The organism is Bacillus sp. RC251, assembly GCF_044908765.1.
Classification (GTDB): Bacteria; Bacillota; Bacilli; order Bacillales; family Bacillaceae_G; genus Bacillus_A; species Bacillus_A wiedmannii.
In genome coordinates this window covers 1925052-1940162 of record NZ_JBIYDP010000001.1, presented here as the reverse complement: position 1 = coordinate 1940162, position 15111 = coordinate 1925052, and the positions used below count along the sequence as shown (strand labels likewise).

The 15111-nt window shown below is 35.0% G+C and carries 9 protein-coding genes, 2 pseudogenes and 3 other annotated features; of the genes and pseudogenes, 9 read left to right on the top strand and 2 right to left on the bottom strand.

Annotated features, from left to right (window positions below):
* Window positions 1-668: 3D domain-containing protein (locus tag ABH961_RS09865; protein ID WP_404519309.1), on the top strand; the 668-nt coding region annotated here is incomplete at its 5' end.
* Window positions 669-806: 138 nt separating this feature from the next.
* On the opposite strand, the pseudogene ABH961_RS09860 reads toward ABH961_RS09865, so the two are convergent.
* Window positions 807-1325: pseudogene (locus ABH961_RS09860) on the bottom strand (kinase).
* Window positions 1326-1544: 219 nt separating this feature from the next.
* Between ABH961_RS09860 and ABH961_RS09855 the strand changes: the two are divergent.
* The 5 genes and pseudogenes from ABH961_RS09855 to ABH961_RS09835 form a co-directional block, all read left to right on the top strand.
* Window positions 1545-2078 (top strand): annotated as a pseudogene (locus tag ABH961_RS09855) (GNAT family N-acetyltransferase); the annotation flags it as partial.
* Window positions 2079-2093: 15 nt separating this feature from the next.
* On the top strand, window positions 2094-2618 hold the full coding sequence (locus tag ABH961_RS09850) for a cysteine hydrolase family protein (RefSeq protein WP_240514573.1): 525 nt from the start codon (window positions 2094-2096) through the stop codon (window positions 2616-2618).
* Window positions 2619-2942: 324 nt separating this feature from the next.
* Window positions 2943-3566, top strand: coding sequence for a TetR/AcrR family transcriptional regulator (locus tag ABH961_RS09845; protein WP_098721252.1), 624 nt, complete (start codon window positions 2943-2945; stop codon window positions 3564-3566).
* Between the two features lie 106 nt (window positions 3567-3672).
* Window positions 3673-5436, top strand: coding sequence for an ABC transporter ATP-binding protein (locus ABH961_RS09840; protein ID WP_098047776.1), 1764 nt, complete (start codon window positions 3673-3675; stop codon window positions 5434-5436).
* A complete protein-coding gene (locus ABH961_RS09835; protein ID WP_088096761.1) occupies window positions 5429-7258 on the top strand; it encodes an ABC transporter ATP-binding protein in 1830 nt (609 codons plus the stop codon). Before ABH961_RS09840 ends, ABH961_RS09835 begins: the two co-directional genes overlap by 8 nt.
* 388 nt (window positions 7259-7646) lie before the next feature.
* On the opposite strand, the gene ABH961_RS09830 is transcribed toward ABH961_RS09835, so the two are convergent.
* The gene (locus ABH961_RS09830; protein ID WP_001013095.1) at window positions 7647-8084 is read right to left on the bottom strand and encodes a YndM family protein; all 438 of its coding nucleotides are present in this window, start codon (window positions 8082-8084) and stop codon (window positions 7647-7649) included.
* 180 nt (window positions 8085-8264) lie between these two features.
* Here ABH961_RS09830 and ABH961_RS09825 point away from each other — a divergent pair, with 180 nt between their 5' ends.
* The 3 genes from ABH961_RS09825 (at window position 8265) to aroC (ending at window position 15104) form a co-directional block, all read left to right on the top strand.
* A complete protein-coding gene (locus tag ABH961_RS09825) occupies window positions 8265-11744 on the top strand; it encodes a DUF4020 domain-containing protein (RefSeq protein ID WP_176542481.1) in 3480 nt (1159 codons plus the stop codon).
* 107 nt (window positions 11745-11851) lie between these two features.
* Window positions 11852-12088 (top strand) — a binding site (T-box leader).
* Between the two features lie 54 nt (window positions 12089-12142).
* Window positions 12143-12378, top strand: a binding site (T-box leader).
* A 194-nt stretch (window positions 12379-12572) separates the two neighbouring features.
* Window positions 12573-13649 (top strand): bifunctional 3-deoxy-7-phosphoheptulonate synthase/chorismate mutase, encoded by a 1077-nt coding sequence (locus ABH961_RS09820; protein ID WP_001273578.1) that lies wholly within the window; start codon window positions 12573-12575, stop codon window positions 13647-13649.
* A 9-nt stretch (window positions 13650-13658) separates the two neighbouring features.
* Window positions 13659-13878: a binding site (T-box leader), on the top strand.
* 53 nt (window positions 13879-13931) lie between these two features.
* Window positions 13932-15104, top strand: a complete 1173-nt coding sequence (gene aroC / locus ABH961_RS09815) for a chorismate synthase (RefSeq protein WP_098068007.1) — start codon at window positions 13932-13934, stop codon at window positions 15102-15104.
* Window positions 15105-15111: the final 7 nt, after the last annotated feature.

Here is a 15111-nt window from a genome sequence, read left to right as displayed (position 1 = left end):
CGAAAGTACAAAAAGTAACAAAGCCTAAAGAAGAAGTGAAAGTACAAGAGGTAGTAAAGCCTAAAGAAGAGGCCGAAGCAAGAGAAATAGCAAAGGCTAAAGAAGAAGAGAAAGCAAGGGAAATAGCAAAGGCTAAAGAAGAAGAGAAAGCAAGAGAAATAGCAAAGGCTAAAGAAGAAGAGAAAGCAAGGGAAATAGCAAAGGCTAAAGAAGAAGAGAAAGCAAGAGAGATAGCGAAGGCTAAAGAAGAAGAGAAAGCAAGAGAAATAGCAAAAGCTAAGGAAGAAGCAAAAGCAAGAGAAATAGCAAAAGCTAAGGAAGAAGCAAAAGCAAAAGAAGAGTCTAAAAATAACACACAGTCTGCTAAACGTGAATTAACGGTAGTAGCGACAGCATATACTGCTGATCCAAGTGAAAATGGTACATATGGTGGACGCGTTTTAACTGCGATGGGGCATGATTTAACGGCTAATCCGAATATGAGAATTATCGCAGTTGACCCGAAAGTAATTCCTTTAGGATCTAAAGTATGGGTAGAAGGTTATGGAGAAGCTATCGCTGGTGATACGGGAAGTGCAATTAAAGGAAATCGCATTGATGTTTTAATGGGTTCAAAAAGTAAGGCTATGAATTGGGGAAGACAAACTGTTAAAGTGAAAATTCTATAATACATATATTTTTATAGATAGAAGTCAGTTCTCTTTATTGAGACTGGCTTTTATTTTTTCATATGTAAAGATTGTTCAATTATAAAAACTGAAATATAAAGTACATAACGAAAATAAGACTGACATATTCTGTCGGTCTTATTTTCGTATTACAACATCATTAAGAATCGCATCAAATATATCTTTTTGCGTCAAGTTATCTGTAAAAATAGCTTCTCTGGTAACTTCAATTGTATCGTGCGGAGTATACCATTTTTATAGGGAATCCTCACCAAATTCATGTCGTTTGTCCCTTGTGTTATGTCGTCGAATCGTTTCTTTTAACGATAAATCAAAGTAATATGTATAGACGTTTCCTTCAAAAAAATGTATTAATTCTTTCAGCATATCACCATATCTACGACTGTTTAAAATACCTTCTAAAATAATAAAATCACATTTCCCTTTTCCATACTTCGTAATTTCAAATAGTAAATCATGTGATAAGTTCCCTATCGTATCGTGGACTCTTAGCATATCTCTACGTACAACATCTTGTGATACTAAAAGTGTACCTTGTCCGAAATGTTCTTGTAGTTCTTTTGCGATTGTTGTTTTACCACTTGCGGAGTTTCCTCTAAGAATGATTAAAGTTGATTTAAGTATAGGATTAGACATAATGTATTCCCAAAAACAATATTGATTATATAGAAAATTTTAACAAATAAAATAAAGAAAGTGTATAATCAATATGATGGATATTTAAAGTAGGATGCTAGATGGCTGATACATTAAAGAATGCACAACCTATATGGAAACGGACATGGTTTCGCTATCTAGAGGCAATGAAAGATTTTACAACAAGAAAAAATATAAATAATTAAAAAGAGGTACTATATGTTATTTCAAAAAGATAATCTATCGGTTCGGTACGTAAAAGAAGAGGATGCATCAATTATTTCAAAATGGTTAACAGACCTAGAAGTACTGCAGTATTACGAAGGGCGAGATAATCCGCAATCTGTAGAAATGGTACTTGATCATTTTATATATAATCCAAATAGTCATGAAAAAAGATGTTTAATAGAGTTTGATGAAATGCCGATTGGTTACATTCAAATGTATCCAGTTGATTCTGAGTGGAAAACATTATATGGCTATGAAAAATCACAAAATATATGGGGAATGGATCAATTTATTGGAGAGCCAACTTACTGGGAAAAAGGAATTGGAACGAAACTCGTTCAGGCAGCAATTACATATATTATGGAGAACGCAGGAGCAGAAGCAATCGCAATGGATCCGAAAGTAAATAATGAACGCGCGATAAACTGTTATAAAAAATGCGGATTTAAAAAGGTGAAGATATTAAAGGAACATGAGCTGCATGAGGGGAAATTAGAAGATTGTTGGATGATGGAATACAAACAAAGGGAGCTGCGCGAAATGAAAAAAGCATTAATTGTAATTGATGTGCAAGCGGGGATGTATACAGCTGGAATGTCAGTACATAATGGGGAAAAGTTTTTACAAACATTGCAAGAACTTATTGGAGAATGTCGTTCAAATGATATTCCGGTTATTTATGTCCAACATAACGGGCCTAAAGGTCATCCGTTAGAAAAAGGCACAGATGGTTGGGGAATACATGCGGCGATTGCTCCGCAAGAAGGGGACAGTATCGTTGAAAAGACGACGCCAGATTCATTCCATAAGACAAACTTAGGCGAAGTGTTACAAGAAAAAGGAATTGAACACGTTATTATTTCAGGGATGCAAACAGAGTACTGTGTGGATACGACAACGCGAAGAGCGTTTAGTGAAGGGTATAAAGTAACGTTAGTGAGTGATGCACATAGTACGTTTGATACAGAAGTGTTACGTGCTGAAGACATTGTGAAGCATCATAACGTAGTGTTTCGAGCGTTTGCTGATGTCGTTTCACTAAACGATTTGAAGGTAGAAGCATAAGTAGGAATGGGGCCATCTCTATATGAGGGGCCTCTTTATTATTGGGATTTTTAAAGTGAAATTAAGATAGAAATAAAACGTTACATTGATTTATACATTAAATCTTCGTAGTGTCAGATGTTATATTTTATAGTATATGTCTCTTTATCATTCGGTACTCTATGTATTAAGAAATAAAAAAGATGAGGCGATTCCCGATAAACAATAATTAAATAAGTATGACAACGTGTCATATTTTTCCGTTGACGTATGACACGTTGTCGTATAGTATTGGATTACGCCTAATTGTGACACGTTGTCACTTATTTGATCGGAGGAATAACAATGCCTAAACAAACATTTTTTAATTTAGAAAGAGAAAAAAAAGAACTATTAATTCAGGCAGCGATGAAAGAATTTTCAAGAGTTCCGTTATTCGAAGCATCGATTTCTAATATTATTAAAGACGCTGGAATACCGAGGGGAAGTTTTTATCAATATTTTGTGGATAAAGAAGATGTTTTCTTCTTTTTATTAAATGATCATTCTAAAAGAGATAATGAAAAATTCATTTCAATATTAAAAGAAAATGAGGGTGATTTATTTGACTCATATATTGAATTGTACCAATATATGCTAGAAAAATTCAAAAACCTAGAAAATCGAAATTTTTTTAGAAATGCCTTTTTAAATATGAATTATAAAGTTGAAAATACATTTACTCGAAATATGAACGAGGATAATCATAAAAATAGATTGTCCGAAATCATGGTCTTAATAAATAAAGAAAAATTAAATATTACAGAAGAACGAGAAATATTTCATGTTATGAAGATTATCACGGCGGTGACTTTTCACAATCTTATTCAAAATTTTGCGAAGGAAATACCATTCGATGAATCGGTGGAAAACTATACTTTAGAAATTTCATTACTAAAAAAAGGGCTCTATAAAAGGGTGGAAAATTAAATGATATCCACAAAAAAAAGTGAGGGATTTAAAAAGGTAATTCTGTTTAGAATTATTTTTCACAATATCATTGGCATATTATCGAAAAATGAGGAGAAATGTAAATATGTTGAAAATATTTAAATACTTAAAACAAAAAGAATGGATACTTATTGTTGCTAGTATTGTGTTCATTGCAGGTCAAGTGTGGTTAGATTTGAAGCTACCAGATTTTATGTCTGAAATTACAACCCTTGTACAGACGAAGGGTAGTGAAACGAGCGAGATATGGGCAGCAGGAGGAAAGATGCTTTTATGTGCTCTCGGCAGTATGATTTTATCAGTTGTTGTTGGTTATTTTGCGGCGAGAGTAGCAACTTCCCTTTCAAAAGAATTGAGAAAAGGGGTATTTAACAAAACGTTATCTTTCTCTATGGAAGAAATTAATGGTTTTTCAACGGCAAGTCTTATTACTCGTTCTACTAATGATATAACGCAAATACAGCAGACTGTTGCAATGGGTCTTCAAGTTATGATTAAAGCTCCTATCCTTGCGGTTTGGGCCATTTTGAAGATTACAGGTAAAAGTTGGGAATGGTCAGCGGCAACAGGAGTAGCAGTCGTTGCTTTGCTTGTAATGATAGGCAGCATTATCATCTTTGTGCTACCGAAATTTAAAGTAGTCCAAAAAATGACAGATAATCTGAACCTAGTAACAAGAGAAGGTTTAACTGGTATTCGTGTTGTTCATGCCTATAACGCACAAGAGTATCAAGAAGCAAAATTTGAAAAAGCAAATGAAGATTTAACAGATACAAATCTTTTGGTGAACCGCCTGATGGCCATTATGCAGCCGGGTATGGGTCTAATTATGTCAGGTTTAACTCTTTCTATCTATTGGATTGGGGCTCATTTGATTATGAATGCAGGTGGAATGGATCGAATCGGTTTGTTCAGTGATATGGTAGTATTTTCGTCTTACGCAATGCAGGTCGTTATGGCGTTTATGTTATTAGCGATGACGTTTATTATGCTGCCGCGTGCTTCAGTATCTGCAGCACGTATTAATGAAGTGTTAGATACCCCTCAGACAATTACGGATGGGGAGATGAAGGCGTCGCCTAAGGGAGTTGAAGGTGAAATCGAACTGCGTAATGTGAGCTTTAAATATCCTGACGCAGGAGAATATGTTTTGAAAGATATTAGTTTTACGGCACATAAAGGTGAAACTGTCGCTTTTATTGGCTCTACTGGTAGTGGCAAAAGTACGCTGATTAATTTGATTCCAAGATTTTATGATGTTTCTGAGGGAGAGGTTATAGTCGACGGGATCAATGTAAAAGAGTATGCACAAGAAGCCCTTCATAATAAGTTTGGTTATGTGTCTCAAAAAGCCGTATTATTTTCAGGTACAGTAAAATCCAATGTGGCATATGGTGATAACGGCCAAACCTTGCCGATAGATGAGGATATCAAAAAAGCGGTGGAAATTGCCCAAGGAAAAGAATTTGTAGAAAAAATGGATGGCGAATATAATGCTGCTATTGCCCAAGGCGGTACAAACCTTTCTGGGGGACAAAAACAACGCCTTTCTATTGCAAGAGCAGTAAGCAAAAATCCTGAAATCTTTATTTTTGATGATTCGTTCTCTGCACTAGATTATAAAACAGATCGTCAGCTTCGTTCTACCTTGAAAAAAGAAACGAAAGGTGCGACGACCTTGATTGTAGCACAGCGAATTGGAACGATTAAAGATGCTGACAAAATCATCGTTCTTGACGAAGGTAAAATAGTAGGTATGGGAACACATGATGAATTGTTGAAAACTTGTAAGACTTATCAGGAAATTGCCTATTCACAACTATCGAAGGAGGAGCTGGGAAATGCGTAATAATCAAACAAATAGTCCTCGAAAAAGTAGCGGTGGCCCAGGAGGAATGGTAGCTCCTGGAGAAAAGCCAAAGAACTTTAAAAAGCCGTGGGGAAAGTTAATTGCCTATTGTAAACCGTATTTACCAGCGATTGTCTTTGCGCTTGTATTGGCAGCTGTAGGAACCATTTTTACTATCATTGGGCCCAATATGCTTAGTGAAATAACTGATTTAATTACGGAGGGTATGGCAGGTAAGATTGATATTACAGCAATAGGAAATATTGCTCTACTTCTTGCTATTTTGTACGGACTGAGTTTTATTTTCAGCTATATTCAGTCGTTTATTATGGCCACTATTACTCAGCGAGTATCCAAACGATTACGTACGGATATTGCTGACAAAATCGATAAATTACCATTAAAATATTTTGACTCTACGACCTATGGAGATGTATTAAGTCGTGTCACAAACGATGTAGATATGATTGGTCAGACTTTAAATCAAAGTGTTGGTTCGTTAGTGACAGCGGTCGTTATGTTCCTAGGGTCTTTAATTATGATGTTCTCAATTAATGTTACGATGACACTTTCGGCTATTGCTGCAACGGCAGTTGGATTTGTATTAATGATTTTCATCATATCCAAATCACAAAAATATTTCATACGCCAGCAGAAAGACCTTGGTAGAATGAATGGGCATATTGAAGAAATTTACTCAGGGCATGATATAGTGAAGGTTTATAACGGCGATAAAGAAGCGAAGCAACAATTTAATAAAATCAATGAAAGCTTGTTTAAAAGTGCGTGGAGATCACAGTTTATGTCAGGGATGATGATGCCCCTTATGATCTTTATTGGAAATTTGGGATATGTTGTTGTTTGTGTAGTAGGTGCTACACTAGCGATGAAAGGTACCATTACATTTGGTGTTATCGTTTCATTTATGGTTTATATTCGTTTATTTACACAGCCATTGTCTCAGTTAGCACAGGCAGCAACAAGTTTGCAGTCAACTGCTGCAGCAAGCGAACGTGTATTTGAATTTTTAGACGAAGATGAGCTTGAAGACGAAAGTGACAAAGAAACTATATTAAATGCCAATGATGTCAAAGGTAATGTGGAATTTAAAAATGTTAAGTTTGGATATACGAAAGAGAAGCTTATTATTAAAGATTTCTCTGCTCATATCAAAGCCGGCCAAAAAGTTGCAATTGTTGGACCTACCGGTGCAGGGAAAACAACGCTTGTTAACCTCCTTATGCGTTTCTATGAAGTTGATAGCGGTGAAATAAAAATTGAGGATGTACCGACTAATTCGATTACTCGTAAAAATGTTCATGATCTATTTTGTATGGTGTTGCAAGATACTTGGTTATTTGAAGGTACGATTAAGGAAAATATAATTTATAACAAAGTAGAAGTAACTGATGAAGAAGTAGTTGCGGCTTGTAAGGCAGTAGGTTTGGACCATTTTATTAGAACTTTGCCTAAAGGTTACGATACAGCTTTAAATGATAAAGCGAGCTTATCTGTAGGGCAAAAACAGCTGCTTACTATTGCAAGGGCCATGGTAAAAAAAGCACCGTTACTTATTTTAGATGAGGCTACTAGTTCCGTTGACACTCGTACTGAAGCGCTTATTCAAGAAGCGATGGATAAATTGATGGTGGGTAAAACATCATTTGTTATTGCACACAGACTTTCAACAATTAGAAATGCCGATTTGATTTTGGTTATGAAAGACGGAGATATTATTGAAAGTGGTAATCACGAAGAGTTAATTGCTGAAAAAGGATTTTATGCGGATTTATACAATAGTCAGTTTGAAGATGCATCTTAAAAATCGAAATGGTTTTGTTTTAAACCGAGAAAAAGCAGCACGAGTTAATAAATAATAAAGGTTGATTATCCCCTTAAAGGAGATAGTGTGAAAAACTACATTTTCAATGTGGAATGTTACACTATACTTGAAGGGGATATTTTCATGGAGAAAAATATAATCTCATTTCCAAAGTATATAGATGGGAAAAGGGAAAACCGTACATTATTATGGAAATGGCAAACGAAGTTAGGATCCAATTGCTGAAGAATGTGATTATAATTTAAAGCAAAAGTAATACATGTTGCCTCAGTATATAAATAAGCGCTTTGATAATTTCATGTACCGAATTTAGAGTATAGAAAAAGGAGCACCACATAATTAAAAAGGGCGCCCCTGCATCAAAATGTTATTTCTTCTTATCTTTATCCAATATATTCTGCTCTTCAGCAAATTCCGTACCATATGCAAAGCGGCGATTAATATGAATGTTATCATTGTTGTGCCTTGTGTGTGAGTTAGAAAAGCGATGAACGATTACTTCAGATAATGTAAAGACAGTAGCGGAAAGGAAACTACCCCATGCAATTTGCATGTAATTGTCTAATAAAATATTACCGAAAATCCATACGCTTAAATACGTTAGTAAGAAATCCGACATAATGGCACCGGTATTGCCTATTCGGTTTAATATGATTTTATCGACGAACATATAGGATACGATTGTAACAAAGAGACTAAATGAAATAATTTGAACGAACGTTGCAGGGAAAAATAAAGCGAGTCCAATACTAAATGCGATAATGCATGATATAAATTTGATAAGAACTACAGTAAAACCATTCAATATTTACACCTCCGATTTATACATAGTTTTACAATAAATTTAGGAGTTCATACATTGTAACAAATATATTTACATAAAACTTTTTCACGTTCGAATTTTGTCTAAATATTAAAAAAACAAAGAAAAAATGTTATAGTAAAATGAGAGTATATGACATTTTTAGGTAAGGGGGAATCCATGATGTGGATTACTTCAGAAGTAGAAATTCCAGAGGAGTTAATTGATCATCTTGAACAAGGAAAGTTAGTACTATTTGTTGGAGCGGGAGTTTCTATGAAAGGGAAATCAAACTTACCGAATTTTGATGATCTAGTTGATGAGATTGCGAAAACGTTATATGTAGAAACGCGTGAAATAACAGAACCTCATGATTATTATCTTGGTAAAATTGCGAAAACAAAAGATATACATCAAGTTGCAAGAGATTTAGTTCATATTGAAAAATCAAAGCCGAATCCGCTTCATTATGCGATTCCGAGGTTGTTTCCTTTAGATACGGAAGTCCGCATTGTCACGACAAATTTTGATCGGCATTTTACAACTGCGATGAAAGAAATGAATAGAGAACTAAACGTATATTACGCACCTGCGTTACCTACAGGTAGAGCGTTTAAAGGACTCGCTTACATACATGGCAATATAGAACAAGAGAAAGAAGCTTTAATTTTAACAGATGGTGATTTTGGAAGGGCTTACTTGACCGAAGGCTGGGCAAGAAGGTTTTTAGTTGATTTATTCTCAAATTATACTGTTTTATTCGTTGGATATAGCCATAATGACCCAGTAATGAAATATTTGGCTACTGGTTTACCGCCAAGTACAAGGCGTTATGCATTTGTTGCACAAGGGGAAAATACGTACCATTGGGAGCATTTAGGAATACGGCCGATTGTATACCCGAATAAAGGTAATAATCATCAATCTCTTGTTAAAGCAGTGAAGCGATGGGCAGAATTAATGGGAGATAATTATATTACAAAACGAATGCGAATTCGTGACATAGTAACAGTTCCACCGTCAGTAGAGCAGGAACAATTATCATACATAAAACAATCCATAAAAAAAATTGAAACAGTCCGCTACTTTGTTGAATTTGCTCACGATTATGAATGGGTGGAATGGCTTGAAGCAGAAGGGAAATTACAAAATTTATTTTTAGTTACATCAAACGATAATGAGGTAGATGAATTACTTGCAGAATGGTTGGTGGAACAATTTCTTTTTAGTCATCAAAAAGAATTATTTCAATTAATTTTTAAAAATCATTCTAAAATATCTCCGTTATTATGGAGAACAATTTGTAGCTACTTAAACGAAACGAAAATTAAAATGGACCCGTTGTTGTTTGCAAGATGGACACTTCTTTTATTAGAAACAGCTGAAAAAGATAGTAGATCTATTGAAAAAATTTCTTGCTTACTGCAAAAATGTTCTTTTCCTGAGCATAAAGAAATTGCTTTATTATTACTAACGTTTATTTTGGACGGAAAACTGAAATTGAAGCGGGAAAGAAAATGGGGAAATGATACGCAAGAATCAATAGAACTTGAGGAATCGAGTCGTTTACCAGTGTCTACATTTTCTTATGTGGAGCAAATTTGGAATGAGAAGATGAAACCCCATATTTCCTATTACGCCGTACCAATTATGATGATGGGAATAGAGAAGATGCGAATGTTATCACTACGACAAACGGCACTGAAAAAAAAGGATAAGGAAAATGTTGAAAAAGAGTTTCAGCAAAATGATCTTGCATTTTTAATTCAAATTGTAAAAGAGTGTTTAGCCTATTTGTGTGAAAATAATGAAAAAAAAGCAAATTATTATATTACAGAAATGATAGAAGCAAACAGCATGCTTCAGAACCGAATTGCAATTGATGCGATGAATAAAAATATATTCGTTAGCGCCGATGCCAAAATGAAATGGTTGTTACAGGAAGGACTTCTTTTAGATATCACGTATAAACACGAAGTTTTTCAACTTATAAAAAATCATTTCGCACACTCTTTAGAAAAAACAAAGGAAGAGGTTATTCAAATTGTATTGAAGGACCTTGCAGAGGAGAGAGCATTTGATGCTTGTCTAGTTTTAGATTTATTATTCACTTGTGATTCGAATAGTCCATCTACAGCAAAAGGTTATGAGTTAATGAAGCAAAAACATCCTCACTTTCATTCTGATCGATATAGTGTACAAAAGAAAGAGACGGCAGATCAAAGTATTACTTGTAATGTAACTGCTGATGGATTATTGCAGTTGAAAGACGATGAAATTATGAAGCAAGTTCGTCAATTTTCTCAAGATGGTGTTTTTGAACAACGCCATTTTTTAGAGATGTTATCGAAAGCATGTAAGTTGAATACAGAATGGAGTATTTCATTTGCCTATCAATTAGTTGGTATGCACGAAATAAGTAATGAAGTATGGTTTGTTTGTATTAGAGAGTGGCGAAATAACCGAGGATTGACAAATGAACAAATCCAAAAAGTAATTCCGCTATTACAGAAATTTGTTAGAAATACTGCTTTTCATTGGTTAATTAGTAGCTTTCTATATGAGATTAGTAATCGATTAGAAGAGTTAGAGGAAAATAGTATACGCAGTGTGAAACGTTTTGCTTTTTCGGTATTCCCTCAAGTAATGAAAAGTGATACAGATTTTAAGCTTGGAAAACAAGACTTTTACAATGAATCGATTCAGCATCCTGTTGGGAAAATGACAGCTGTATTATTAAAACTGTTATCATATGATCATTTATACGATCGTAATGTATATGAATATTTATTTTTATTTGAAGAACAAGTAAGAGTTAGTAAAGTACGGACAAATTTTATGTTAGCTCGTTTAGTAGCAGATGTTACATTTCTTTATCATATTGAGAAGCAATGGTGCCGAAAATATTTGTTGCCATGCTTAGATTTAAAGAAAGAAAATGAGATTACGAAATATGCATGGGCAGGTTTATGTTACACGCAAATCAATTTACCTTTATTTACAGAAATGAAACGATTTATTAAGTATGCGGTAGAACATTTGGAAGTATTACATCCGCATACGAGGGAAGCTTTCTTGAAATGGCTCAGTTTTGTATTTATTAAATGTGTACTATATTGGGAACAAAAAACAGATTGGTTATACCCGTTACTTATACAAGAAAATGAAGAAAATAAAATTAAATTTATGCAGTTTTTATGCTATTACGTCAAAACGTTAAGTGCAAAAGAACAACAAAAATTTTGGGCATCTTGGCTCAGTGTATTTTTGCGAGAGCGACCGAAAATGGGTGAAATCACAGCTAGAGAATATGTAATGCTTTTGCGTATTATTTTATTTATGGATGAAATAGTAGAAAGAGGATTATCTATAATGAAAACATTTTCAGGTTTGGTTGGAAAAGGGAATCAAACGGAGTTAAAACAGTTGTTTAATGAAATACTTGAAAAGACAGAGAGTATAAAAATGTATAAAGAATTGTATGCAAATGTATTTTTCACTTTACTACAAACGCTTCAAGAAGCCGATTTACTTGAAACTGAAATCATTCAAATAAAAGAAATATTAATCCAGTATGGAGTAGAAAAATATGTATTAAATGCAATAGATAATGAGATAATTCGCATCGGAATTGTTATGGAGAATTTACAAGAAGAAATGTAGGGTGGAAGTGGAATTTCAAAAAAAATATAAAAAGTTGTTGACAGTGTTTTGAAAAGCGTTCTATAATACGAATCATACTTATTCAATTTCAAAAACATTTGAATAAACAAAGTGCAATGAAGAGATCACAGTAGTGGTTAGTCTTACTGTAACAGAGAGCTGGTGGTTGGTGTGAACCAGTACAGGGATAATCATGAATTACAGTCTTGGAGCATCTTTTTCGTAGTAAAGATAGTATTGTCTTTATGAAGAAAAAGCGGTCAATTGATCGTTAACAGTGAAGAGAGGTAGACGGAAAGTTAGTCTACAACTAGGGTGGTACCGCGATAAATATCGTCCCTACTGATTTATTCAGTAGGGACTTTTTGTATTTTAGTGGTCTAACTTGAAAATTAAATATATATGCGTTGAAAGGAAAAGCAGTAGTTGTTGTTTCCCTGTAACAGAGAGCTGGTGGTTGGTGCGAACCAGTACAAAAACAAGAGCGAATTACAGTCCTAGAGCATCTTTTTCGTAGTAAAGATAGTATTGTCTTTATGAAGGGAAAGACGGTCAGATGATCGTTAAAAATGAAGAGAGGTAGACGAAATAAGTCTACAACTAGGGTGGTACCGCGATAAATATCGTCCCTACTGATTGGATCAGTAGGGATTTTTTGTACAAAAAAGTGGGTTTTGATTGAGTTGAGAGTGTCCTTATAGAAAGTATTCGTTTAAAATAAGAAGAGGTATCGATTCCACTTAAATTTTGTATAATTTATCAGTTCAGAAAATAGAGAATTTTTCATTCTCTTACTATACTTTTAAAACATTAGAGGAGGATTTCCAAATGGCAAATCATGAATTAGATCAATTACGTAAACAGGTAGATGAAATTAACTTACAACTATTACACCTTTTAAACAAACGTGGTGAAATCGTTCAAAAAATTGGGGAGCAAAAGCAAGTACAGGGTACGAAACGTTTTGATCCAGTACGTGAGCGTGAAGTACTTGATATGATCGCAGAGCATAACGAAGGACCATTCGAAACGTCAACAGTTCAACACATTTTCAAAACAATCTTCAAAGCTAGCTTAGAATTACAAGAAGATGATAACCGTAAAGCATTACTAGTATCACGTAAAAAGAAACAAGAAAATACAATCGTTAATGTGAAAGGTGAATTGATTGGAAACGGAACACAAACGTTCATCATGGGACCTTGTGCGGTAGAAAGCTTAGAGCAAGTTCGCCAAGTAGGGCAAGCGATGAAAGACCAAGGTCTAAAATTAATGCGCGGTGGTGCTTTCAAACCAAGAACATCTCCATACGACTTCCAAGGTTTGGGAGTAGAAGGATTACAAATTTTACGCCAAGTAGCAGATGAGTTCGACTTAGCGATCATTAGTGAAATCTTAAATCCGAACGATGTTGAAATGGCATTAGACTACGTTGATGTAATTCAAGTTGGTGCACGTAACATGCAAAACTTCGATTTATTACGAGCTGTAGGTAAAGTTAACAAGCCAGTATTATTAAAACGTGGATTAGCAGCAACAATTGATGAGTTCATTAACGCAGCTGAGTACATCATTGCACAAGGTAACGACCAAATTATTCTATGTGAGCGTGGTATCCGCACATACGAAAGAGCGACACGTAACACATTAGACATTTCAGCAGTACCGATTTTAAAGAAAGAAACACATTTACCAGTAATCGTTGACGTAACGCATTCAACTGGACGCAGAGATTTATTATTACCAACAGCGAAAGCAGCACTTGCAATTGGCGCAGATGCAGTAATGGCTGAAGTACACCCAGACCCAGCGGTTGCATTATCAGATTCTGCACAACAAATGGATATTCCAGAATTCCATAGATTCATGGATGAGTTAAAAGGTTTCAAAAATAAATTATCTTAATTCCATATCATATATGCGCTGAAAAGGAAACAGTAGTGCTTATCTCACTGTTAAAGAGAGCTGATGGTCGGTGTGAATCAGTACAAAGGTAAGCATGAATTACAACCTTGGAGCATCTTTTCCGCCAACTTTTGGAGGGAAAGACGGTCAAACGATCGTTACAGAAGAAGAGAGGTAGACGATAGTTGTCTACAACTAGGGTGGTACCGCGATAAACATCGTCCCTACTGAGCGCTCAGTAGGGACTTTTTTGTACAAAAAAATAGTAAAGGGGCAAGAGAAATGAGATACATTACAGCTGGAGAATCACATGGACCACAGTTAACAGTTATTTTAGAAGGTGTACCAGCAGGTTTAACATTAACATCGGAACATATTAATAAAGAATTATTAAGAAGACAAAAAGGGCACGGACGCGGAAGACGCATGCAAATAGAAACTGATACAGTTGAAATTGTAAGTGGTGTTCGTCATGGGATGACACTTGGCTCACCAATAACGTTAATCGTTAAAAATGATGATTTCAAACATTGGACGAAAGTAATGGGTGCAGAGCCAATTTCGGAAAAAGAAAGTAAAGATATGAAACGTACAATTACAAAACCACGTCCAGGACATGCAGATTTAAACGGTGCAATTAAATATGGACATCGTGATATAAGAAACGTATTAGAGCGCTCATCTGCAAGAGAAACGACAGTTCGTGTAGCTGCTGGTGCAGTTGCGAAACAAATTTTGAAAGAATTAGGCGTAGAAATTGCAGGGCATGTTCTTGAAATTGGTGGGGTACAAGCGAAACGAATTTCAAACTTACCAATAGAAGAAATTCAAACGATTACTGAAAATTCACCAGTTCGATGTTTAGATAAAGAAGTAGAACAAGTGATGATGGATGCAATAGATAACGCTAAAAGTAGTGGGGATTCAATCGGCGGTATTGTTGAAGTCATTGCAGAAGGTATGCCAATTGGCGTTGGTAGTTACGTTCATTACGATCGTAAATTAGATGCAAAACTTGCTGGTGCAATTATGAGTATTAATGCATTTAAAGGTGCTGAAATTGGCGTTGGTTTTGAAGCAGCAAGACAGCCAGGAAGTAAAGTACACGATGAAATATTATGGGATGAAGAAAATGGATACACGAGAAAAACGAATAATGCCGGCGGTTTAGAAGGCGGTATGACAACAGGAATGCCAATTGTCGTAAGAGGTGTTATGAAGCCAATACCTACATTATATAAACCGTTAGCAAGTGTTGACATTGATACGAAAGAAGCATTCCAAGCGAGTATTGAAAGATCTGATAGTTGTGCAGTACCAGCAGCAGGTGTAGTAGCTGAATCTGTTGTAGCATGGGAACTTGCACATGCACTAGTCGAACAATTCGGAAAAGATCGTATGGATTTAATTCAGCAAAACATTACGCAACATAATAAATACGCAAAAGAATTTTAATAAAAAG